The organism is Streptomyces deccanensis, from assembly GCF_022385335.1.
In the GTDB taxonomy this organism is placed as follows: Bacteria; Actinomycetota; Actinomycetes; order Streptomycetales; family Streptomycetaceae; genus Streptomyces; species Streptomyces deccanensis.
Window position 1 is genome coordinate 5,837,640 of sequence record NZ_CP092431.1, and the last position, 22,738, is coordinate 5,860,377.

At 72.0% G+C, this 22,738-nt stretch carries 19 protein-coding genes; 10 read left to right on the forward strand and 9 right to left on the reverse strand.

What is annotated here, in order from left to right:
* Positions 1–42: 42 nt before the first annotated feature.
* Positions 43–873, forward strand: a complete 831-nt coding sequence (locus L3078_RS26110; RefSeq protein WP_239756368.1) for an MBL fold metallo-hydrolase — start codon at positions 43–45, stop codon at positions 871–873.
* A gap of 209 nt (positions 874–1,082) precedes the next feature.
* On the opposite strand, the gene L3078_RS26115 is transcribed toward L3078_RS26110, so the two are convergent.
* Complete coding sequence (locus tag L3078_RS26115) at positions 1,083–1,757, reverse strand: Crp/Fnr family transcriptional regulator (RefSeq protein WP_005476003.1); 675 nt, start codon at positions 1,755–1,757, stop codon at positions 1,083–1,085.
* 251 nt (positions 1,758–2,008) lie between these two features.
* Here L3078_RS26115 and nth point away from each other — a divergent pair, with 251 nt between their 5' ends.
* The 3 genes from nth (at position 2,009) to L3078_RS26130 (ending at position 5,335) form a co-directional block, all read left to right on the forward strand.
* Positions 2,009–3,058, forward strand: coding sequence for an endonuclease III (nth, locus tag L3078_RS26120; RefSeq protein WP_420864103.1), 1,050 nt, complete (start codon positions 2,009–2,011; stop codon positions 3,056–3,058).
* A 211-nt stretch (positions 3,059–3,269) separates the two neighbouring features.
* Positions 3,270–4,016, forward strand: a complete 747-nt coding sequence (locus L3078_RS26125) for an NUDIX hydrolase (protein WP_239756369.1) — start codon at positions 3,270–3,272, stop codon at positions 4,014–4,016.
* A 119-nt stretch (positions 4,017–4,135) separates the two neighbouring features.
* Positions 4,136–5,335, forward strand: a complete 1,200-nt coding sequence (locus L3078_RS26130) for a MarP family serine protease (RefSeq protein WP_239756370.1) — start codon at positions 4,136–4,138, stop codon at positions 5,333–5,335.
* Between the two features lie 51 nt (positions 5,336–5,386).
* On the opposite strand, the gene L3078_RS26135 is transcribed toward L3078_RS26130, so the two are convergent.
* The 6 genes from L3078_RS26135 to L3078_RS26160 all read right to left on the reverse strand — a co-directional run bounded on the left by L3078_RS26135 (position 5,387) and on the right by L3078_RS26160 (position 13,236).
* Positions 5,387–5,566, reverse strand: a complete 180-nt coding sequence (locus L3078_RS26135; protein WP_078853953.1) for a hypothetical protein — start codon at positions 5,564–5,566, stop codon at positions 5,387–5,389.
* Positions 5,567–5,693: 127 nt separating this feature from the next.
* Complete coding sequence (locus tag L3078_RS26140) at positions 5,694–6,656, reverse strand: alpha/beta fold hydrolase (protein ID WP_239756371.1); 963 nt, start codon at positions 6,654–6,656, stop codon at positions 5,694–5,696.
* Positions 6,653–7,132, reverse strand: a complete 480-nt coding sequence (locus L3078_RS26145) for a phage holin family protein (RefSeq protein WP_239756372.1) — start codon at positions 7,130–7,132, stop codon at positions 6,653–6,655. The genes L3078_RS26140 and L3078_RS26145 overlap by 4 nt, the downstream gene beginning before the upstream one ends.
* Positions 7,133–7,183: 51 nt before the next feature.
* Positions 7,184–8,587 carry a Na+/H+ antiporter NhaA gene (gene nhaA / locus L3078_RS26150; RefSeq protein WP_239756373.1) on the reverse strand — a complete coding sequence of 468 codons (1,404 nt, stop codon included), beginning with the start codon at positions 8,585–8,587 and terminating at the stop codon, positions 7,184–7,186.
* A 135-nt stretch (positions 8,588–8,722) separates the two neighbouring features.
* The gene (gene acs / locus L3078_RS26155; protein ID WP_239756374.1) at positions 8,723–10,681 is read right to left on the reverse strand and encodes an acetate--CoA ligase; all 1,959 of its coding nucleotides are present in this window, start codon (positions 10,679–10,681) and stop codon (positions 8,723–8,725) included.
* 170 nt (positions 10,682–10,851) lie between these two features.
* A complete protein-coding gene (locus tag L3078_RS26160; RefSeq protein WP_239756375.1) occupies positions 10,852–13,236 on the reverse strand; it encodes a SulP family inorganic anion transporter in 2,385 nt (794 codons plus the stop codon).
* Positions 13,237–13,497: 261 nt separating this feature from the next.
* Between L3078_RS26160 and L3078_RS26165 the strand changes: the two genes are divergently transcribed.
* Positions 13,498–14,802, forward strand: a complete 1,305-nt coding sequence (locus tag L3078_RS26165) for a polysaccharide deacetylase family protein (protein ID WP_239756376.1) — start codon at positions 13,498–13,500, stop codon at positions 14,800–14,802.
* A 6-nt stretch (positions 14,803–14,808) separates the two neighbouring features.
* On the opposite strand, the gene L3078_RS26170 is transcribed toward L3078_RS26165, so the two are convergent.
* Positions 14,809–15,789: an ATP-binding protein gene (locus L3078_RS26170; RefSeq protein WP_239756377.1), complete on the reverse strand. Its 981-nt coding sequence runs from the start codon at positions 15,787–15,789 to the stop codon at positions 14,809–14,811.
* A 99-nt stretch (positions 15,790–15,888) separates the two neighbouring features.
* On the opposite strand from L3078_RS26170, the gene L3078_RS26175 reads away from it, so the two are divergent.
* A complete protein-coding gene (locus tag L3078_RS26175) occupies positions 15,889–16,722 on the forward strand; it encodes a Fic family protein (protein ID WP_239756378.1) in 834 nt (277 codons plus the stop codon).
* Positions 16,723–17,127: 405 nt separating this feature from the next.
* Here the strand turns inward: L3078_RS26175 and L3078_RS26180 are convergent, their stop codons facing one another.
* A complete protein-coding gene (locus tag L3078_RS26180) occupies positions 17,128–17,952 on the reverse strand; it encodes an HAD family hydrolase (RefSeq protein WP_239756379.1) in 825 nt (274 codons plus the stop codon).
* Positions 17,953–18,526: 574 nt separating this feature from the next.
* Here L3078_RS26180 and ssd point away from each other — a divergent pair.
* The 4 genes from ssd (at position 18,527) to L3078_RS26200 (ending at position 22,734) form a co-directional block, all read left to right on the forward strand.
* Positions 18,527–19,621, forward strand: a complete 1,095-nt coding sequence (gene ssd, locus L3078_RS26185) for a septum site-determining protein Ssd (RefSeq protein WP_239756380.1) — start codon at positions 18,527–18,529, stop codon at positions 19,619–19,621.
* Between the two features lie 73 nt (positions 19,622–19,694).
* Positions 19,695–21,095, forward strand: a complete 1,401-nt coding sequence (locus tag L3078_RS26190; protein ID WP_239756381.1) for a TadA family conjugal transfer-associated ATPase — start codon at positions 19,695–19,697, stop codon at positions 21,093–21,095.
* 35 nt (positions 21,096–21,130) lie between these two features.
* Positions 21,131–21,946 carry a type II secretion system F family protein gene (locus L3078_RS26195; protein WP_239760472.1) on the forward strand — a complete coding sequence of 272 codons (816 nt, stop codon included), beginning with the start codon at positions 21,131–21,133 and terminating at the stop codon, positions 21,944–21,946.
* Positions 21,943–22,734 (forward strand): type II secretion system F family protein, encoded by a 792-nt coding sequence (locus tag L3078_RS26200; RefSeq protein ID WP_239756382.1) that lies wholly within the window; start codon positions 21,943–21,945, stop codon positions 22,732–22,734. Before L3078_RS26195 ends, L3078_RS26200 begins: the two co-directional genes overlap by 4 nt.
* Positions 22,735–22,738: the final 4 nt, after the last annotated feature.

Genomic DNA, 22,738 nt, shown 5'->3' on the forward strand with positions numbered 1-22,738 from the left:
ACACCGTGACACTCCCACCGTCCCGCTGGAAGGCACCTCCGCATGACCGACGCAGCAGCCCTTCCCGGCCAGCCCAGGGGCGGTGTCCTGTCCGGCCCCGCCACCGCGCGCGCCGTCAACGTGCTCGCGCCGAACGCCTCCGTGATGACGCTGGACGGCACCAACACCTGGATCGTCTCCGAACCGGACTCCGAACTCGCCGTCGTGATCGACCCCGGTCCACTGGACGACGCTCATCTGCGCAACGTCGTCGACACCGCCGAGAAGGCCGGCCGACGCATCGCGCTGACCCTGCTCACGCACGGGCACCCCGACCACGCGGAGGGCGCCGCCCGCTTCGCCGAGCTGACCGGGACGAACGTGCGGGCCCTGGACCCGGCGCTGCGGCTCGGCGACGAAGGACTGGGCGCGGGCGACGTCGTCTCGCTCGGCGGCCTCGAACTCCGTGTCGTCCCGACCCCCGGCCACACCGCCGACTCGCTCTGCTTCCACATCCCGGCCGACCGGGCCGTCCTGACCGGTGACACCGTCCTCGGGCGCGGCACGACGGTGGTGGCCCACCCCGACGGGCGTCTCGGTGACTACCTCGACTCCCTGCGCCGCCTCAGATCCCTCACGGTCGACGACGGCGTCCACACCGTCCTGCCCGGCCACGGCCCCGTTCTGGAGGACGCCCAGGGCGCCGTCGAGTTCTACCTCGCGCACCGCGCCCACCGGCTCGCCCAGGTCGAGACGGCCGTCGAGAACGGCTACCGCACTCCGGGCGACGTGGTCGCCCACGTCTACGCGGACGTCGACCGGTCCCTGTGGCCCGCCGCGGAACTCTCGGTACGGGCACAGCTGGAGTACCTGACCGAACACGGTCTGATCTGACCGCTTCGTGTCGCTCCACGGTCGAGCCTGACCGTCTTTGCGTCTGAGTGTCCGTCTCCGGGCTTCCCGGACGACGGGTTGGCCCCACCGGCCTCAGGCCCCTCCAGGGCCTCAGAAGCCCCTTCCAGGCTCGTCCAGGGCGGCACAGAACAACGGGGCCCGCCTCGGGAACGAGACGAACCCCATCGAGAAGGCGAGCCGGCCCTGCGTCAGCGAGACCGCTTGGCCAGTCGCTCCACGTCCAGCAGGATCACCGCGCGAGCCTCCAGGCGCAGCCATCCACGCTGGGCGAAGTCCGCCAGCGCCTTGTTCACGGTCTCCCGGGAGGCGCCGACGAGCTGCGCCAGCTCCTCCTGCGTGAGGTCGTGCACCACGTGGATGCCTTCCTCCGACTGCACGCCGAAGCGGCGGGAGAGGTCCAGGAGCGCGCGGGCGACGCGCCCGGGCACGTCCGAGAAGACCAGGTCGGACATCTGGTCGTTGGTCTTGCGCAGTCGCCGCGCGACCGCGCGCAGCAGCGCCGCGGCCACCTCGGGCCGCGCGTTCAGCCAGGGCTGGAGGTCGCCGTGGCCGAGGCCCAGGAGCTTGACCTCGGTCAGCGCGGTGGCCGTCGCCGTCCGCGGGCCCGGGTCGAACAGCGACAGCTCGCCGATCAGCTCACCGGGGCCGAGCACGGCGAGCATGTTCTCGCGGCCGTCGGGCGAGGCGCGGTGCAGCTTCACCTTGCCCTCGGTGACCACGTACAGGCGGTCACCCGGGTCGCCCTCGTGGAAGAGAGCGTCACCGCGCGCGAGGGTCACCTCACTCATGGAGGCGCGGAGCTCCGCGGCCTGCTCGTCATCGAGCGCCGCGAAGAGCGGGGCGCGCCGCAGAACGTCGTCCACGAGTTCTCTCCTTGTCGACCTGCTCAGGGGATCTTGCTCCCCGTACTACCAGGGGACCGTGTTCCCCATCTTGCCGGACGGTCCAAACAGTGTGATCTGTCACAAGGATGCCGCACACATGTCCCGGGGTAAGCGTCAGGGGTCCAATTGGGGGCCGATCTTCTGGGCCCGGGGCGGATGTCGGTGCCGGGCTTTAGGCTGGCCGGGTGTCCAAAACGCCGGTGAGAGCACAGGCCGAGGGGGCTGGGCGCGTGGTGGTACGGCGTGATTCCGCTGTGGGCGAACAGGGCCCCACGGGAGCGAACAAAACGGCAAAGGCGACGAAGGTGTCCGATCCATCAGCGGCGGAGAACCCCGCCCGGAAGACCACGACCCCGGCGCAAGCGGCTCCGGCGAAAGCGGCCCCGGTGAGGAGAGCGGCTCCGGTGAAGAAGGCCGCCACTGCCCCGAAGGCGGCACGGGCGAAGAAGGCGGCCGAGACGCAAGGGGCTGCCCCGGCTCGGAGGACGCCCGCGGCGGCCAAGCCCGAGTCCCGGACCGCCCTCGTCCGCCGTGCCCGTCGCATCAACCGCGAGCTCGCCGACGTGTACCCGTACGCGCACCCGGAGCTGGACTTCGAGAACTCCTTCCAGCTGATCGTGGCGACGGTTTTGTCCGCGCAGACGACCGACCTGCGGGTCAACCAGACGACACCGGCGCTCTTCGCGAAGTACCCCACCCCCGAGGACCTGGCCGCGGCAGACCCGCAGGAGGTCGAGGAGATCCTGCGGCCCTGCGGGTTCTTCCGGGCCAAGACGAAGTCGGTGATGGGGCTGTCGAAGGCCCTGGTGGAGAACCACGGCGGTGAGGTCCCGGGCCGTCTCGAAGACCTCGTCAAGCTGCCCGGCGTCGGCCGCAAGACCGCCTTCGTGGTGCTGGGCAACGCGTTCGGCCGGCCCGGCATCACCGTGGACACCCACTTCCAGCGGCTCGTACGGCGCTGGCGATGGACCGAGGCGACCGACCCGGACAAGATCGAGGCGGCCATCGGCGCGCTCTTCCCGAAGAGCGAGTGGACGATGCTGTCGCACCACGTGATCTTCCATGGCCGCCGCATCTGCCATGCCCGCAAGCCGGCCTGCGGCGCCTGCCCCATCGCTCCGCTCTGCCCGGCGTTCGGCGAGGGCGAGACGGACCCGGAGAAGGCCCGGAAGCTCCTGAAGTACGAGAAGGGTGGCTTCCCCGGGCAGCGCCTCAAGCCTCCGCAGTCCTACCTGGACGCGGGCGGCATCCCGGCCCCGCCCCTCGGAGCCGCCGGATGACCCCCCGCACCGCCCACACCACAGCGCCCGCTGCCTTGGCCGCGCACGCCACCACGCCCTCCCCCTCCAACGCGCGCGCCGTCTCGCGCCCCCGCTCCGGTGTGTGTCCTCCCAGCCCCGGCCGCCGCCACCCACACGAGGGACGTGGGGCCGAAGCGGAACGATCAGGGGTCCTCCGGGCGTTGGGACCGGAAGAACGACGGGGGTGGCTATGACACGCGCGAGCCGGACGGACGGCGGCACGGACACCGACAACGGACACCAGACGGGGCGGCACCCCGCGTGGGCCGGGCACGTCGCCCTGGACAAGACCGGCCTGCCCACCTGGCTGGACCCGGTGGTGCGCGCCGCCGAGACGGTCGAGCCGCTCCAGCTGAGCCGCTTCCTGCCCCCGGAGAACGGCTCGGGGCGGCAGTCGGCGGTCCTGATCCTGTTCGGCGACGGCCCGGAAGGTCCCGAGCTGCTGCTCATGGAGCGCGCCGGCTCGCTCAGATCGCACGCCGGCCAGCCGTCCTTCCCGGGCGGCGCCCTCGACCCCGAGGACGGCGATCCGCAGACCGACGGCCCACTGCGCGCCGCCCTGCGCGAGGCCGAGGAGGAGACCGGCCTCGACCCCGCCGGTGTCCAGCTCTTCGGTGTGCTGCCCAAGCTCTACATCCCGGTCAGCGGCTTCGTGGTGACCCCCGTCCTGGGCTGGTGGCGCCGCCCCACCCCGGTCCGGGTCGTCGATCCGAACGAGACCGCCCGCGTCTTCACCGTCCCCGTGGCGGATCTCACGGATCCCGCCAACAGAGCCACCGCCGTGCACCCCCGCGGCTACGCAGGCCCGGCATTTCTGGTCGAATCAGCCCTGGTGTGGGGTTTCACGGCCGGAGTGATCGACCGTCTGCTGCACTACTCGGGCTGGGAACGTCCGTGGGACCGCGAGAAGCAGGTCCCGCTCGACTGGCGCTCATGACAGGGTGTCTGCCGTGCTGCGTCTTTTGGGGCCGGTTGCGGCCCCCTGTCGCCGCGCGGCGGACCGGTGCCCCGGTCGGCCTGTAGTGATCGCGTAGTGACGAGGCGAGGCTTGAAGCGGTGAACGTGCTGGACATCCTGTTGCTGGTCGCCGCTGTCTGGTTCGCGATCGTGGGCTATCGACAGGGCTTCGTCGTCGGCATCCTCTCGGTGATCGGCTTCCTCGGCGGCGGCCTCGTCGCGGTCTACGCCCTGCCCTTCATCTGGGACTGGATGACCGACAACTCCGAGGTCAGCACGGCCGCCGCGGTCGTCGCCGTGGTCATCGTGATCGTCTGCGCCTCCGTCGGCCAGGCCCTGACCACCCACCTCGGCAACAAACTGCGCCGCTACATCACCTGGTCCCCGGCCCGCGCCCTGGACGCCACCGGCGGCGCCCTCGTCAACGTCGTCGCGATGCTCCTGGTCGCCTGGCTGATCGGTTCCGCGCTCGCCGGGACGACCCTGCCGACGCTCGGCAAGGAGGTCCGCAACTCCAAGGTGCTCCAGGGCGTGGCCGGTGCCCTGCCCAACCAGGCGGACACCTGGTTCGCGGACTTCTCCTCGGTCCTCACGCAGAACGGCTTCCCGCAGGTCTTCAGCCCGTTCTCGAACGAGCCGATCACCGAGGTCCAGCCCCCCGACCCGGCGCTCGCGAGCAGCCCGGTCGCCCAGCGCGCCAAGCGATCCATCGTCAAGGTCATGGGCACCGCCCAGAGTTGCGGCAAGGTCCTCGAAGGCACCGGCTTCGTCTTCGGCGAGCGCCGGGTCATGACCAACGCGCACGTGGTCGGCGGAGTCGACGAACCCACCGTCCAGATCGGCGGCGAGGGCCGCAAGTACGACGCCAAGGTCGTCCTCTACGACTGGGAGCGCGACATCGCCGTACTGGACGTGCCCAGCCTCAAGGCGCCCGCGCTGAAGTTCACCACCAAGGACGCCGTCAGCAGCGACGACGCGATCGTCGCGGGCTTCCCGGAGAACGGCGCGTACGACATCCGGCCCGCGCGCGTGCGCGGGCGCATCACGGCCAACGGCGCCGACATCTACAAGCGCGGCACCGTCCACCGTGACGTCTACTCGCTCTACGCGACCGTCCGTCAGGGCAACTCCGGCGGCCCGCTGCTCACGCCCGAAGGCAAGGTCTACGGCGTGGTCTTCGCGAAGTCCCTCGACGACCCGCAGACGGGCTACGCCCTCACCGCGGACGAGGTCGAGGAGGACATCGCCAAGGGCCGTACGGCCAACCAGCAGGTGGACAGTGACAGCTGCGCGCTCTGAGGCCGGGCAGGGCCGGTGGTGTGAGGTCCTGTGCGGGTCGCCCCGCGGGGGTCAGGGACGAGGATGGCGCAGCCGGGCCGAGACCCAGCGGGCCCGGCGGCGCAGGATGCGCGGAATGCCCAGCCGGGGATCGGTGCCCTGCAGTTGCGGGCCGCCCCTCTGGTGGGAGCTCAGCCCCGAGGCCGAGCGGCGGTTGCGTGCTGCGTCACTGTAGTCGTGCGTCCAGCCCATACCCCGACGTGTGCCCCCGCCCCAAGGTCGATAACCGCCCCCACGCCCCCCAATTGGCCTATGCGCCGGGCAAGTGGCTGTTCGTGGAACAGGTGTTCACGTTCGGATAGCGGGCGGCCCGGCCGGCTCACCGGTCGGGCTCGGGGTCCTTCAGCCAGTTGATGAGTTCGGTCGAGAACGCCACCGGGTCCTCCTCGTGCGGGAAGTGTCCCAGACCGTCGAACAGCCGCCAACGGTACGGCGCTTCGACATACTCCCCGGACCCCGCCGCGCTGCGCGTGCGCATCACCGGGTCGAGCGAACCGTGCAGATGGAGGGTGGGCACCCGAACCGGCCGCTTCATCCGACGGTTGAACTGGATGCCGTCCGGGCGGGCCAGGGACCGCACCATCCACCGGTACGGCTCGATCGAGCAGTGCGCGGTCGACGGGATGCACATCGCCCGCTGGTACGCCTTCACGGCCTCGTCGTCGGGCAGCCGCGGCCCCGACCAGTCCCGGATCAGCCGGCCGACCAGGGCGCCGTCGTCCGCGGTGAGCTGCCGCTCGGGGATCCAGGGCCGCTGGAATCCCCAGATGTAGGAGCCCGCGGAGGTCTGCTTGACGTCGGAGAGCATCGCCGAGCGCCAGCGCCGCGGGTGCGGCATGGAGGAGACGGCGAGCCGCCGGACGAGCTTGGGGCGCATCACGGCAGCCGTCCACGCCAGGTAGCCGCCCAGGTCGTGACCGACCAGCGCGGCGTCGGGCTCGCCGAGGGAGCGTACGACCCCGGTGATGTCGAGGGCGAGGTTCGCCGGGTCGTAACCCCGGGGGGTGCGGTCGCTGCCGCCGACCCCGCGCAGATCCATGGCCACGGCCCGGAAGCCGGCCTCGGCGAGGGCGACCAGCTGGTGCCGCCAGGTCCACCAGAAGTGCGGGAAGCCGTGCAGCAGCAGCACCAGCGGTCCGTCGCCCACCTCGGCGATGTGGAAGCGCGCGCCGTTGGCGGCCACGTCCCGGTGGATCAGCTCTTTGGCGCCGGCCACGTCGAGCCGTACGGGAGACGCGGGCTGATTCGAGGGGGCGGCCGGGGCGGTCGCGGGGTCGGTCATGACGTCGAGCGTGCCACAGCCTCGACGCCGCCGTCGGCCGGGGCGGTCCGACGGGGGTGCGGCTTGGCGTTCTGCAGCACGCCCGCCGTCTCCTTCATGGACGCGGCGACCTTCTGCGGGCCCTGCCCCTTCTTGGCCTTCTTGGAGAAGGCGACGCCGACGATCGTCAGGACGACGGCGACCAGCACGTTCGCGGCGAACGACAGCAGGAAGCAGATCGCCAGGTTCCAGTCGCTCCAGGTGCGGATGCCGTACGCCAGGGCGAAGCTCAGCATCGGCAGGGAGAAGATCAGCACCGCGCCGGCGGCCGTGAACGCGCCACCGCCGACCATGCCGCGCTTGACGTCCTGCCTGAGCTGGGCCTTGGCCAGCGCGATCTCGTCGTGCACCAGCGCGGACATCTCGGCCGTCGCCGAGGCGAACAGCTGGCCGACGCTGCGTTCGGCTCCGACCGGGCTGCCGTCGGGTGCGCTCATCGGGGTCTCCCTCATATGCGTTTGTACGGTCCTGTCTACGGTCCTGTCAGATCATGCCGGACCGTCGTCGCCGACGCCTGCCCCGCCCGCCACTTCGGCAAGCCTGCGATGTTCGGCGGCCTTGCGTTCGTACATCTCCGCCATGCGCAGGTGGTACGCCGGGTCGTGTTGTTCGTAGACGTCGGGGATGCCGTCGAGGTCGTCGTCGCGCTCCTCCGCGGCCCACAGCGCCTGGTACTTGGCGTTCCTCAGCTTCAGCAGGACGGTCGCGAGGACCGCCGCGACGAGCGAACCGGTGAGGACGGCGGCCTTGACGCCGTCGGTGAGCACCTGGTCGCCCTCGAAGGCCAGTTCACCGATGAGCAGGGACACGGTGAAGCCGATCCCGGCGAGGGAGGAGACGGCGAAGACGTCCGGCCAGGACAGATCCTCGGAGAGCGAGGCTCGGGTGAAGCGGGCGGTCAGCCAGGTCCCGCCGAAGATCCCGACCGCCTTGCCGACGACCAGCCCGAGCACCACCCCGAGCGTCTCCGGCTGCGTGAACACCTTCGCCAGCGCGCCGCCCGACACCGCGACCCCGGCGCTGAACAGGGCGAACAGCGGCACCGCCAGACCGGCCGACAGGGGGCGCACGAGGTGCTCGATGTGCTCACCGGGGGAGTGCTCCTCGCCCTCGCGCCGGGTGCAGCGCAGCATCAGCCCCATCGCGACCCCGGCGATGGTGGCGTGCACGCCGCTGTTGTACATCAGCCCCCAGACGACGAGCGCGAGCGGAACGTACACGTACCACCCGCGTACGCCCTTCCTCAGCAGCAGCCAGAACACGGCGAGGCCGGCGAACGCGCCGCCGAGTGCGGCGAAGTTCAGGTCGTCGGTGAAGAACACCGCGATGATCAGGATCGCGCACAGGTCGTCGACGACGGCGAGGGTGAGCAGAAAGGCCCGCAGCGCGTTCGGCAGGGCGGTGCCGATGACGGCGAGGACGGCCAGCGCGAAGGCGATGTCGGTGGCCGTGGGCACCGCCCAGCCGGCCAGGGAGCCGCCGCCGGTGAGGTTGGTGAGTGTGTAGACGAGTGCGGGTACGGCCATGCCGCACAGCGCGGCGATCACGGGCAGCGCGGCCGTTCTGGGGTCCTTGAGGTCACCGGCGACCAGTTCTCGTTTGAGTTCGATGCCGGCGACGAAGAAGAAGATCGCGAGGAGCCCGTCGGCCGCCCAGTGCGCCACGGACAGGTCGAGACCGAGCGCCGCGGGGCCGAAGTGGTAGTCGCTGACGCTCTCGTAGCTGTCGTGCAGCGCGGGGACGTTGACCCAGACCAGCGCCGTGACGGCGGCCAGGAGCAGCAACACACCCCCGACGGTCTCCGTGCGCAGCGCGTCCGCCACGAAGGTCCGCTCGGGCAGGGAGAGCCGGCCGAGGACCTTGCGGGTGGGGGTGGTGCGGGACGCGGCCACGGTGGGGACCTCCGGTCGGTGGACAGCACGGAACTCTCGCCGACCAGACTTCCCGGCACACCTGTTCTTTAGCTTAGCTAAGGGGCACCCGGCGTGCCTGTCGCCGGGTGCCCCTCGTCGTCGTACGTGGACGCGTCAGTCCTCGCTGGGCGCCGCCGGCAGCTTGGCCTGGATGAGGTCCATGACCGTGGAGTCGGTCAGCGTCGTGACGTCGCCGAGCTGACGGTTCTCCGCCACGTCACGCAGCAGGCGCCGCATGATCTTCCCGGAGCGGGTCTTCGGCAGCTCCTGCACCGGCAGGATCCGCTTCGGCTTGGCGATCGGGCCGAGGGTGGCGCCGACGTGGTTGCGGAGGTCGGCGACGAGGCTCTCGTCCTCGGCGTTCGCCGTGCCGCGCAGGATCACGAAGGCCACGATCGCCTGACCGGTGGTCTCGTCGGCGGCGCCGACCACGGCCGCCTCGGCCACGGACGGGTGCGAGACGAGCGCGGACTCCACCTCGGTGGTGGAGATGTTGTGGCCGGACACGAGCATCACGTCGTCGACGCGGCCGAGGAGCCAGATGTCCCCGTCGTCGTCCTTCTTCGCGCCGTCACCGGCGAAGTACTTGCCCTCGAACCGCGACCAGTAGGTGTCGAGGAAGCGCTGGTCGTCGCCCCAGATGGTGCGCAGCATCGACGGCCACGGCTCGGTGAGGACGAGATAGCCACCGCCGCCGTTCGGCACCTCGTTGGCCTCGTCGTCGACGACGGTCGCGGAGATGCCCGGCAGCGGTGTCTGCGCGGAGCCCGGCTTGGTCGACGTCACGCCCGGCAGCGGCGAGATCATCATCGCGCCGGTCTCGGTCTGCCACCAGGTGTCCACGATCGGCGTCGCGTCGGCCCCGATGTGCTTGCGGTACCAGATCCACGCCTCGGGGTTGATCGGCTCACCGACCGAGCCGAGGACGCGCAGCGAGGACAGGTCGAACTTCGCGGGGATGTCGTCGCCCCACTTCATGAACGTACGGATGGCCGTGGGCGCCGTGTAGAGGATCGTCACCCCGTACTTCTGCACGATCTCCCAGAACCGCCCCTGGTGCGGGGTGTCCGGCGTGCCCTCGTACATCACCTGCGTCGCGCCGTTCGCCAGCGGTCCGTAGACGATGTACGAGTGGCCGGTGACCCAGCCGACGTCGGCCGTGCACCAGTACACGTCCGTCTCCGGCTTGAGGTCGAAGACGGCGTGGTGCGTGTACGACGTCTGCGTCAGGTAGCCGCCGGAGGTGTGCAGGATGCCCTTGGGCTTACCCGTCGTGCCGGACGTGTACAGGATGAACAGCGGGTGCTCGGCCCCGAACGGCTGCGGGGTGTGCTCGCTGCTCTGCCGGTCGACGATCTCGTGCCACCACACGTCACGGGAGTCGTTCCACGCGACCTCCTGGCCGGTGCGGCGGACGACGAGGACGTGCTCGACATTGCCGGCCCGGTCGGCCGCGTCGTCCACGGCGGGCTTGAGCGCGGAGGGCTTGCCGCGCCGGTAGCCGCCGTCGGAGGTGATGACCACCTTGGCGTCCGCGTCCTGGATCCGGGTCGCGAGGGCGTCCGCGGAGAAGCCGCCGAACACCACGGAGTGCGCGGCGCCGATCCGGGCGCAGGCGAGCATCGCCACGGCCGTCTCCGGAATCATCGGCATGTAGACCGCGACCCGGTCGCCCGCCTGGACACCCAGCTCCAGCAGGGCGTTGGCGGCCTTGCTGACCTCGTCCTTGAGCTCGGCGTAGGTGATGGCCCGGCTGTCCCCGGGCTCCCCCTCGAAGTGGATGGCGACCCGGTCGCCGTTGCCGGCCTCGACATGCCGGTCGACGCAGTTGTACGCGACGTTGAGCTCGCCGTCCTCGAACCACTTGGCGAACGGGGGGTTCGACCAGTTCAGCGTCTCGGTCGGCTCCTTGGCCCAGGTCAGCCGACGGGCCTGAGTCGCCCAGAAGCCGAGCCTGTCAGCCCTGGCCTGCTCGTACGCCTCGGCCGTGACGTTGGCGTTCTCGGCCAGGTCAGCGGGCGGCGCGAAGCGTCGCTCCTCCTTCAAGAGGTTGGCCAGGCTTTCGTTGCTCACGACATCTCCCTCGCGGTGCTTTGCCGGGGCGACCGTTGTGTCCCAGGCCACAGCTCATCAGACCCGGACCCTCGATGACAAGGGCCTTCGTCAGATTGGTTTAGACCTGTGGGCGGGTGGCCCTGCGGCCAGGACGCCACCCGTTCCCACGGACCCGGACGGAAATCGGTTCACGCGCGCGTGTCGTACAGGACCGTCCCGGTCGGGTCGGCCGGCTCCGACGGGCCGATCGTGCCGGTGACCTGATCGAAGACTCCGCTCTCGGGCGCCGCCTCCGTGAGCAGATAGGCCTGGGCCTCGCCCACGTGGAAGTACATCCCGTGCAGTTCGAGCACCCCCTCGCGCAGCGCGCGGGTGACGGAGTCGTGGGCTCTGAGGTGTTCCAGCTGCTGGATGATGTTGGTCAGGCACAACTGTTCGATGGCGTCGGCGGGTTCGCGACCCGCGAGACGGGCCCAGGGGCGGTTCTTGTCGGTCGCGCGCTCCAGACTGGGCCGGCCGTGCCGCAGCCAGCGCTTGAGCGGGGTCTGCGCGCCGTGCGGATCGGTCTTGAGCAGGGCTTGCATCGCGCCGCAGCCGGAGTGCCCGCAGACCGTGATGGACCGTACCTTCAGCACGTCCACCGCGTACTCGATCGCCGCGGCCACCGAGTCGTCGCCGCTCTCCTCGCCGGGCAGCGGCACGAGATTGCCGACATTGCGGACGACGAAGAGGTCGCCGGGACCACTGGAGGTGATCATCGATGTGACGAGCCGGGAGTCGGCGCAGGTCAGGAAGAGCTGCGAGGGCTGCTGACCCTCACGCGCCAGCCGGGCCAGCTCCCCGCGCACCAGAGGGGCGGTGTTGCGCTGGAACGCGCTGATGCCGCGCGCCAGTTGGTGACCGCGCGGGCCTTCGGCCGCCTCCTCCTGCGGTGTGCCCGCCGTCGGGGTGTCCGGGGCCTCGCACTGGTGATTGCGCCAGGGCGTCCAGGGCCGGCAGCGGCAGCCGGCCGCCGAGGTGCTCGCGGGCTCGGCGATCCGGGTCCCGGCGCGGCCGGTGATCTCCACGGTGCCGCCCCGCGCGTGGTGCGCGTGCTGCCAGTCCTGCAGCGACTCGTACGCCGCGTGGTCCATGAACGAGCCGTCCAGCTCCACCACGGTGGCGGCGCCCACGGGGACCTGGTGCAGGGCACGGCTGAGGCGGGGCACCGCCAGGAACGTCAACTGGCCGCGCACATGGACGTGATGGACCCCGTCCCTCTCGTCGTGGGTGATGCGGGTGCGGGTGAGGCGGTGCAGGGCGACGCCGACGGCCACGGCGATGCCGAGCGCGACGCCCTCCAGGACGCCGAAGACGACGACTCCGAGGGTGGTGACGGTGTAGACCAGCACCTCGCGGTGGCGGGTGACCGTGCGGATGTGGTGCAGGGACACCATCTGGATACCGACAGCCATCACCAGGGCGGCGAGTGAGGCGAGGGGGATCAGCTCCAGGACAGGCACCATGAGCAGGGTGGCCGCCACCACCCAGACGCCGTGCAGCATCGTGGAGTTGCGGCTGGTGGCGCCGGCTCGGACGTTGGCCGTGCTGCGGACGGCGACGCCGGCGATCGGCAGGCCGCCGAGGACGCCGGAGACGACGTTGGCCGCGCCCTGGCCGCGCAGCTCGCGGTCGAGGTCGGAGCGCCGTACGTCGGTCCGTCCCGCCGCCAGTTTGTCCATGGCGACGGCGCCGAGCAGCGACTGCACGCTGCACACGAGCGTGGTGGTGAGGACGGCCGCGACGAGGCCGAGCACCGGCCCGTCGGGCACTCCGGCCAGGGCGTGACTCCGCCAGGACGGCAGCTCGACCTTGGGCAGGCTCAACGCGGCGACCGCGGCCGCCGCCGTGGCGCCGGCCACGGCGACCAGGGCCGCCGGGATCATGCGCAGTTGCCGGCCGACCGCGCCCGGGAGCCGGGGCCAGGCGAGCAGCAGGACGAGGGTGAGGACGCTCACGGAGAGCGCGGCGGGGTGCACGTGCGCCAACTGGGCGGGCAGGGCCCCGAGGTTGGCGCTGACGGAGCTCTGCGGGGTGCCGCCGAGCACGATGTGGAGCTGGGCGACGGCGATGGTGACGCCGATGCCGGCGAGCATGCCGTGCACGATCGCGGGGCTGACGGCGAGCGCCGAGCGGGCCACGCGCAGGTGGGCCAGGCCCAGTTGGGAGAGGCCGGCGAAGACGGTGATGGCACAGGTGGTGCGCCAGCCGTACTGGTGGATGAGGTCGGCGGTGACGACGGTGAGGCCGGCCGCGGGGCCGCTCACCTGGAGGGGGGAACCGCCGAGGCGCCCGGCCACGATGCCGCCGACGGCTGCTGCCACGAGGCCGGCCTGGAGCGGGGCGTCGGTGGCGAGGGCGATGCCGAGGGACAGGGGCAGGGCGATCAGGAAGACCGCGATGGAAGCGGACAGGTCGGCGGCCGAGACATGGAACCGGCGACGCGGTCCCTCCGGCGGGCTGTGCGGTCGGTGATCACGCTCCGTCCGGTTCGAGTCCGGGTCGGTGGTGGGGGTGGGGACGCAGGCGGACATGTTCTCCCGTCTCCTCCGGGGCTGCGCGGACGCGTCGGTTCGCGGCCGTGGGGCACGGCGTTCAGCGGCGGGATTTCTCAACGCTCAGTAAACGAATCGTAATGCAGGGTAAAGGACGTGCAAGAACATTAGCCGCAAATGGGTCATCAGATCACCCATGGGGGTGAATGAAGCCTTTCATCGGCTTGTCGTATTAATCATGATCGGAACTCTGTGTGACCTTGGCCGCTCTGCCCCTGAGCGAAGGAAGGTGGGCGGGACATGGCCGTCACCCAGAGGATCGCCGCCGGAGTCACGCTCGCCGCGACCTGCGCCGCGGCGCTCGCCGGATGCGGGATCGGTGAGCCGACGACGACCGCCGGCTCACCCGGCGCGAACAGAACCGAGCAGGAGGGTCGGCAGGGCGGGCCCACGGAGGGGGGCGCCCCGGCGCCGCCCAAGACGGCGGTCCGGCTGATCGGCGACGGCTCCACCGCGTACACCGGTGTGCAGCCGCACCTGCCCAGGCCGCAGCGGCTGAAGCCCGGTCAGCGGCCCCCGCAGTTCGTGGTCTTCTCCTGGGACGGCGCGGGGGAGGACGGCCAACGGCTCTTCTCACACTTCCGCGAGGTCGCCCGGGCCAACGACGCGACCATGACGTACTTCCTGAGCGGCGTGTACATGCTGCCGGAGGAGAAGCGGGACCTGTACCGGCCGCCCCAGCACTCGCCGGGCCGCTCCGACATCGGGTTCAACGACGTCCGCGGAATCAAGGACACCGTGGAACAGCTGCGCGGCGCGTGGCTGGAGGGCAACGAGATCGGCACCCACTTCAACGGCCACTTCTGCGGTCCCGGCGGCGGGGTCGGCGAGTGGTCGGTCGAGGAGTGGAAGAGCGAGATCGCCCAGGCCAAGTCGTTCGTGAAGGCATGGAAGACCAACACCGGAACGAAGGAGGCCGAACCCCTGCCCTTCGACTACGACAAGGAGTTGATCGGCGCCCGCACACCCTGTCTGGAGGGGCAGACGAACTTCATGCGGGCCGCCCGCGACCTGGGCTTCCGCTACGACACCAGCGGCGTCCGGGACCAGGTCTGGCCCGAGAAGAAGGACGGGCTGTGGGACCTGTCGATGCAGCTGGTCCCCGTCCCGGGGCGGGACTTCGAGACGCTGACCATGGACTACAACTTCTACGTGAACCAGTCCGGCGCCCGCGCGGGGTCCCCCGGCCGACGGGAGCAGTGGGGCGACCAGTTCCGTGACGGGCTGCTCGCGGGCTTCGAGCGCGCCTACGAGGGCAACCGCGCGCCCCTGATCATCGGCAACCATTTCGAGTCCTGGAACGGCGGCGTCTACATGCGCGCCGTCGAGGAGACCATCGAGGCGGTCTGCGGCAAGGCCGAGGTGCGCTGCGTCTCCTTCCGGCAACTCGCCGACTGGCTCGACGCCCAGGACCCGAAGGTCCTGGACAGGCTGCGCGGCCTGGGGGTCGGCCAGTCACCGAAGGGGGGCTGGGAGAGCTTCCTGTCCGCCGGAGCGGCACCGGCCCCCAAGGGGGTTCCCGGGGCGCCCGCGGCAAAGCCGTAGCCGCACTCACACGGCGGCGGGGACCTCTTCGCCGAGCACGAACTCGGGGTCGATCTGCGCGGCCAGATCGGCCCCCGTCCTCTCGTTGCCCCAACTGGTGGCGTTCTTCAGGTGGAAGTGCGCCATCTGACGGGTGTAGCGCTCCCAGTCGCGCAGCTCGTACGTGGCGTCGGCCGCTTCGTGCAGGGCACGCAGACCACGGCGGTTGACCTCCTCCAGATGCTCGAAACGGGGCGGGCGGCCCTTCTCCAGGGCGCGCACCCAGTCCGAGTGCCCGAGGGCGACCAGCAGGTCGTCCCCGACCTCGGCGCGGAGGAAGTCGAGGTCGTCCTGGCCGTGCACCTTGTTCCCGACGACCTTCAGGGCGACGCCGTAGTCGGCGGCGTACTCCTTGTACTGGCGGTAGACGGAGACCCCCCTCCGGGTCGGCTCGGCCACGAGGAACGTCATGTCGAAACGGGTGAACATGCCGGAGGCGAAGGAGTCCGAACCGGCCGTCATGTCGACCACCACGTACTCCTCGCGGCCGTCCACCAGGTGGTTCAGGAACAGCTCCACCGCTCCCGTCTTGGAGTGGTAGCAGGCGACCCCCAGGTCGGCGTCGGTGAAGGGGCCGGTGACCATCAAACGGACGGCCCCGCCGTCGAGTTCCACCGGGCGGGCACAGGCGTCGTAGATCGCGTTGGGCTCGCAGATCCGCACCAGGCGAGAGCCGTCGCCCGGCGGGGTGGTCTTGATCATCGTCTCGGCGGAGGCGATCCGTGGGTTGGAGCCCCGCAGATGGTTCTTGATCAGTGCCAGTCGCTCGCCCATCGCGGGCAGTTCGGCCGCCTCTGACTCGTCGAGGCCGAGGGCGGCGCCCAGGTGCTGGTTGATGTCCGCGTCGATGGCGACGACGGGGACTCCCGAGGCGGCGAGGTGGCGGATGAACAGGGCGGACAGCGTGGTCTTCCCACTCCCGCCCTTCCCGACGAAAGCAATTTTCATGTTCACTAACGGTAGCGGTGCGGGCGCCAAGGGTGTTCGCGCGGTGGGGAAGACCACTCCTTCGAGGGGTCGGCCGCCGGTGCGCGTAGGGTCGTACTCATGAGTACGACAGGTGCGGCCGCCGATCCGCTCGCGGCCCTGGGAGAGCTTCCCGGCGTGGCCGAATCCGTGGAGTCCGTGCGCAAGTCCGTGGACCGGGTCTACGGCCACCGCGTCATGCGCCGGCGCAGCAACGCCGTCACCTCCGAGGCGGCCCTGCGGGGCGCGCGCGGCTCGGCGGCGCTGTCCGGCGCCGACTGGGCCCTCGAAGAGGTGCGCCGCCGCACGGACTTCAGCGGCCAGGACGGTGACGACGAGGCCCGCGCCATGGGCGCCGCGCTGCGGCTCACCGCCGAGGCGGGCCAGCTGCTGTCGATCTGGCGGCAGTCGCCCCTGCGGGTGCTGGCCCGTCTACACCTCGTCGCGGCCGGAAGCGACGACGCGCGCGTGGGGCGCCCGCGACAGGACGGCGAGACCGTCGACGAGCCCCTGGTCGAGCTTCCCCTGCCGGGCGCGGCGGAGGTCGCGGGTCGGCTCGACGGCCTCTCCGAGCTGATCATCAAGGGCAGTTCGGCCCCGGCCCTGGTGACCGCCGCCGTCGTCCACGGCGAACTGCTCGCCCTGCGGCCCTTCGGATTCCACAACGGCCTCGTCGCGCGCGCGGCCGAGCGGATCGTCCTGATCGGCAGCGGCCTCGACCCCAAGTCGGTCTGCCCGGCGGAGGTCGGCCACGCGGAACTCGGCCGCGCCGCCTATCTGGCCGCCCTCGACGGCTACGCCTCCGGCACGCCGGAGGGCATGGCCGCGTGGATCGCCCACTGCGGCAGGGCGGTCGAACTGGGCGCGCGCGAGTCCACGGCCGTGTGCGAGGCGCTGCAGCGTGGGGCGGCGTAGAAAGCCGGGTGCGCAAACCCGCGAGGTGGGTGGCTGAGACCTCCGGAAAAGGGTTGCGGCGGTACGAGAATTCGTACCGCCGCTGGCATGTCCACCCGGTTACCAAGCGTCCTCGATATATGCCCATCAGGCCGGGAACTATGGCCCGTGACCTGGTGCGGCTGGCCCGTAATCGACGGGTCGACGTCGCGTGGGTGCCCGGTGTTCATGCTAGGTCCGTGGGGCCAAAATGAGTTGTTAAAGGTGATCCTCTCGGATGTCCTTTGGTCTCGCGGGCCTTGAATCCTTTCTACTCCAGGACCTGGGCAAGCGGAACCCCTCGATGCGCTTCTTTACTTTTGGGTTCAAAGAGGGTGAATCCGCTGCTGGGGCGTAGGCCGCTGGTCACGGGGCGCTGGTCGCGGGTCAGGCGGGCGCCACGCGGCGCCGGCTCGCGTACCAGACGAGCCCCGCGGTGGCCGCCGCGGCGCCTATGGCGGCCGCCGCGAGCACGGCGGGCCGCGGCCGTACGGCCAGGCGCTGCTTGAGGCGCACCGGGCGGTGGAAGTCGAGAATGGGCCACCCGCGCGCGAGGGCCTCCTTGCGCAGCGTCCGGTCCGGGTTCACCGCGTGCGGGTGCCCCACGGCCTCCAGCATCGGCAGGTCCGTCGCCGAGTCGCTGTACGCGTAGCAGTGCGCGAGGTCGTACTCCTCGGACTCGGCCAGCTCCCGGATCGCCTCCGCCTTCGTCGGGCCGTAGGCGTAGTACTCCACCTCGCCGGTGAAGCAGCCGTCGTCGCCGACGACCATCCGGGTCGCCACCACCCGGTCCGCGCCGAGGAGCTCGCCGATCGGCTCGACGACCTCGGCACCGGAGGTCGAGACGATGACCACGTCCCGTCCCGCGATGTGGTGTTCCTCGATGAGGGAGGCGGCCTCGTCGTAGATGATCGGGTCGATGAGGTCGTGCAGGGTCTCGGCGACGATGTCCTTCACCTGTTGGACGTTCCAGCCCCGGCACAGCGCGGACAGATACTTCCGCATCCGTTCCATCTGGTCGTGGTCGGCGCCGCCCGCGAGGAACACGAACTGGGTGTACGCCGTTCGCAGGGCGGCCCTGCGGTTGATCAGGCCGCCTTGGTAGAACGACTTGCTGAACGTGAGCGTGCTCGACTTCGCAATGACCGTCTTGTCCAGGTCAAAGAAGGCCGCTGTGCGGGGCAAGGAGTGGTTTTCCACGGGGCCGAGCATATGCGCCCGCCATTCGGGCTAGTGTGGGGCGCGTGGGTTTGCCTGAGAGGCCTCTCGGGTACACCATGGAAGTCACGGATCGTTCGCGACCGTGCTAACGCGGCCCGGCTCCTCCCCCCCCGAGTCGGCCGTGGAGACGACCCCCACTCTCCCCCCCGGTGGGGGTCGTCGCATGTCCGGACGCGTTTTCTCTCTTCTCCCAGGCCCGCGAAGCTCTCTCGTGCTCTCGCGGGCTTTCCTCTGCCCTCCCACAGGATCCGTCACCTTCCGTAGTCGTCAGGATGCGCTGTGGAAGTCGTACCGGAGTCGCCTGTTCGGGTGACGGCGATATTCACAAGGGCCGGGTTGTCCACAGTTATCGACCAAGATCCACACGATTTCCCGGACCGCTGCACCGTGATTCCAGCGCGTCCCGACGGCGGCGAGTTCGAGGCCGTTCCGTTTCGCGGATGCGTAGCGCCGGATTCCGCCGACCGCCTCAGCGGCGGCCGATCTCCGGTGCCTCACACAGGAGTTGAACACGGCCTCCGAAACTCCGGGCGGCCGCGTTCACGCAGCGCAGGGGGCTGGGATCGTGGCGGGAGCCATCATCGACGACCGGCCGTCCGCCGCCGAGGGGCGGCAGGGCAGGCCGTTGATCGTCACCGAGGACGTGGAACTGCTGGACGACCTGCTGCGCCTGTGCGCGGCCGCGGGCGCCCGGCCGGAGGTCCACCACGGGGTGCCGGAGAGCCGGGGCCGGTGGGAGACGGCGCCACTCGTGCTCGTCGGGAACGACGCGGCGCGGCGGCTGCGCGGGGCCGCGCGCCGACGGGGAGTGGTGCTCGTCGGCAAAGACCAGGACGACTCCGGGGTCTGGCAGCGGGCGGTGGAGATCGGCGCCGACCACGTCCTGATGCTGCCGGACGGCGAGCAGTGGCTCGTCGACCGGATCGCCGACGTGGCGGAAGGCGTCGGCAGGCCGGCGCTCACCGTCGGCGTCGTCGGCGGCCGGGGCGGCGCCGGCGCGTCCACGCTGGCCTGCGCACTCGCCGTCACCTCCGCGCGGCAGGGCACCCGCACCCTCCTTGTGGACGCCGATCCGCTCGGCGGAGGCCTGGACGTGCTCCTCGGCGGCGAGAGCGCCGACGGACTGCGCTGGCCGGCCTTCGCCGCCTCACGCGGCCGCGTCGGCGGCGGCGCGCTGGAGGAGTCACTGCCCGAGTTGCACGCCCTGCGCGTCCTCAGCTGGGACCGGGGCGACGCCGTGGCCATCCCGCCCCAGGCCGTCCGCGCGGTGCTCGCCGCGGGCCGACGGCGCGGCGGCACGGTCGTCGTCGACCTGCCGCGCCGCGTCGACGAAGGCGTCGCCGAAGCCCTCGCGCAACTGGACATGGGGCTCCTGGTCGTCCCGGCCGAGCTGCGCGCCGTCGCGGCCGCCTCCCGGGTCGCCTCCGCCTTCGGCATGGTCCTCCGCGACCTCCGCGTCGCGGTCCGCGGCCCGTACGCCCCCGGCCTCGACGACCACGAGGTCGCCCGCCTCCTCGGGCTGCCGCTTGCGGGCGAGGTGCCCACCGAGGCCGGGCTGCCCGATGGCGGCACACCACCGGGAGGCGTCCCACGCGGACCCCTCGCGCGCTTCTGCGAGGGCTTCTGGGAGCGCGCCGCGGTCCGGGGTGAGGCGGCGTGAACCGGGTGCCGGATGGCGCAGAGCCATGGGCAGCGGGACCTCGCGGGCGGCGTGCGATCGGGGGCGAGGCCGTATGAACGGGATGTCCGACGACGGTCTGCTGGACGGCGTACGGCAGTGGCTCGTCGAGAGCGGGGCCGAGCCGACCCCGGCGCGCGTGGCGCAGGCGCTGCGCGAGCGGGGGCGGGTGCTCGGGGACGCCGAGGTGCTCGGGGCGGCCGAGCGGCTGCGGTCGGAGCTGGTGGGAAGCGGGCCCTTGGAGCCGCTGCTCGTTGATCCCTCGGTCACCGATGTGCTGGTGTCGGCGCCGGACCGGGTGTGGGTGGACCGGGGCGGCGGCCTGGAGCTCACCGGGGTCTCCTTCCCGGACGCGGCGGCGGTACGGCGGCTCGCGCAGCGCCTGGCGGCCGTCGCCGGCCGCCGACTGGACGACGCCCGACCGTGGGTGGACGCCCGGCTCCCGGACGGCACCCGCCTCCACGCGGTGCTCCCGCCGGTCGCCGTCGGTTCCACCTGTCTGTCCCTGCGGGTCGTCCGGCCCCGCGCCTTCACCCTTGCCGAACTGGTGGCGGCGGGCACGGTGCCGCCCGGCGGCGACCGCGTCCTGCGGGCGCTGATCCGCTCCCGGTTGTCGTACGTCATCAGCGGCGGGACCGGCACCGGGAAGACCACGTTGTTGAGCGCGCTGCTTGGTCTGGTCGACCCCGGCGAGCGGATCGTGCTGGCCGAGGACTCGGCGGAGCTGCGGCCCGACCATCCGCATGTGGTGCGGCTGGAGGGCAGACCGGCGAACCAGGAGGGCGTGGGCCTCGTCGAGCTGCGGGACCTGGTGCGGCAGGCGCTGCGCATGCGCCCGGACCGGCTGGTCGTCGGCGAGGTGCGCGGACCCGAGGTGGTGTCGCTGCTGGCCGCCCTGAACACCGGCCACGAGGGCGGCTGCGGAACGCTCCACGCCAACGCCGCGGGCCAGGTGCCGGCCCGCCTGGAGGCCCTCGGCACGGCCGCCGGGCTGGACCGGGCCGCACTGCACAGCCAATTGGCGGCCGCGCTCTCGGTGGTCCTGCACCTCGTACGCGACCGGGACGGCCGACGGCGGATCGCCGAGGTGCATGTGCTGGAACGGGACCCTTCGGGACTGGTCGTGACCGTGCCGGCCCTCCGCTGGGGCGATGAGGCCTTCGTGTACGAGCGGGGCTGGGAGCGACTCCGGGGGCTGCTTCGGGGCGGGGCGCACGGCCGATGGGACGAGACCTCCGGCGGGGCGCACGGGCGGACTGAGGAGCTTGCGGACGGGCTGCGCGGCCGGGGCAACGAGAGGTCGGGCAGGGCGCCGGGTTCGGATGACGGGGCATCGGGCGGGGCGCGTGGTGGGGATGGCAGCGCTTCGGACGGGGCTCGGGGGCGGGGCGGTGGATTGCCGGGCGGGGTGTTCAGCCGGGTCGGTGGCCTTCTGGAAGGGAGTGAGCGGCGGTGACGGGGGTCGGGGAGATCTCGGGGGTGGTGGCCGTGATGTGTGCCGGGGCCGCGGCCTGGATGTCGGACGACGGGCGCGGCGCCGAGGTGCGGCGGGCGCGGTCGTTGCTGCCGGGCGGCGGAGCGGTGGTGCCGCCGCGCTGGAAACGGGTCGTCGGGCGGGTGCGGGCGCTGGGGGCCGAGTGGTGGGCGCCGGTGGCCGGGTTGGTGATCGCGGTGCTCGGGGCGTCGGTGCTGCCGGTCGTCGCGGGAGCGGCCGGGGTGCCGCTGCTGAGGCGGGTGCGGCACGCGGCGGAGGAGCGTCGGGTCAGGGAGCGGCGGGGCGATGCCGTGGTCGCGCTGTGCGCGTCGCTCGCGGGGGAGGTACGGGCCGGGCGGCAGCCGGGCGAGGCGTTGACACGGGCCGCGCGGGACTCCGCGGGGCTGGGCGAGGCCCATGCCGCGGTGCTGGCGGCGGCTCGCTTCGGCGGGGACGTGCCCGGTGCCCTGGCGGACGCGGCACGGCAGCCGGGGGCCGAGGGGCTGCTGGGGCTCGCGGCGTGCTGGGGGGTGGCCGTCGACCGGGGCGCGGGCCTCGCCGCCGGGTTGGACCGGCTGGAGGGCGCCCTGCGCGCCGAGCGGGACCAGCGGGCGGACCTGCGCGCCCAGTTGGCCGGCGCGCGATCGACGGCCGTGATGCTCGCCGGGCTTCCCGTCCTGGGCCTCCTGCTGGGCACCGCGCTCGGTGCCGAACCGCTGCACGTGGTGCTGCACAGCACGGCGGGGATGGCCTGCCTGCTCGTCGGCACCGTGCTGGAGGGCGCGGGCCTGTGGTGGGCGTTGCGGATCGTCCGGGGAGCTGAGGCGGCGTGAGCGGGGAGGTCGTCCACAGGCTGGGGGTGGTCCTCGCCGTGAGCGTCGGACTGTGGTGGCTGGTCCGGTCGTTCGACACCGCGCGACGCCGGCGAAGGCTGCGTGCCCGGCTGTCCATGGTGCTCGCCCTCGCGGCCGAGCCGCCCCGGCGGAACCTACTGCCACCGGCGGCCCTGCGGCGGTGGCTCTCGGTCGTCGGCGCGGTCGGCGCCGGGTGGGTGCTCGTCGGCGGGCTTGTGGGGCTGCTGTTGGGGCTGGCCGCCGGAGTCGGGGCCTGGCAGTGGCTGAAGAGGGCCCGGCGTGCGGGCGGCGACGCGGGCGAGGCGTACGACGCCGCCGCGGCCGCGCGCCAACTGCCCCTCGCCGCCGATCTGCTGGCCGCCTGCATCACGGCCGGGGCGAGCCCGGTGGTGGCCGCGCAGGCCGTGGGCGAGGCCCTGGGCGGGCCCGTGGGCGGACGGCTGGCCAGAGGAGCCGCGGAGGCCCGGCTCGGGGGAGAACCGGCCGAAGCGTGGCGTTCGTTGGCGGCGCTTCCCGGCGCCGGAGCCCTGGCGCGGCTCCTTGAGCGCGCCGACGAGTCCGGGGTGCCGGCCGCCGCACCGGTCGCCCGCCTGGCCGCCGAGGCCCGCGTCGAATGGGGCCGCGCGGCGACGGAGCGCGCTCGCCGGGCCGCCGTGATGGTCACCGCACCGGTGGGGCTGTGCTTCCTGCCCGCCTTCATCGCGGTGGGCGTCCTGCCGGTGGTCATCGGGTTGGCGGACGGGTTGTTGGGAGGAGGTGGGCCATGACGGG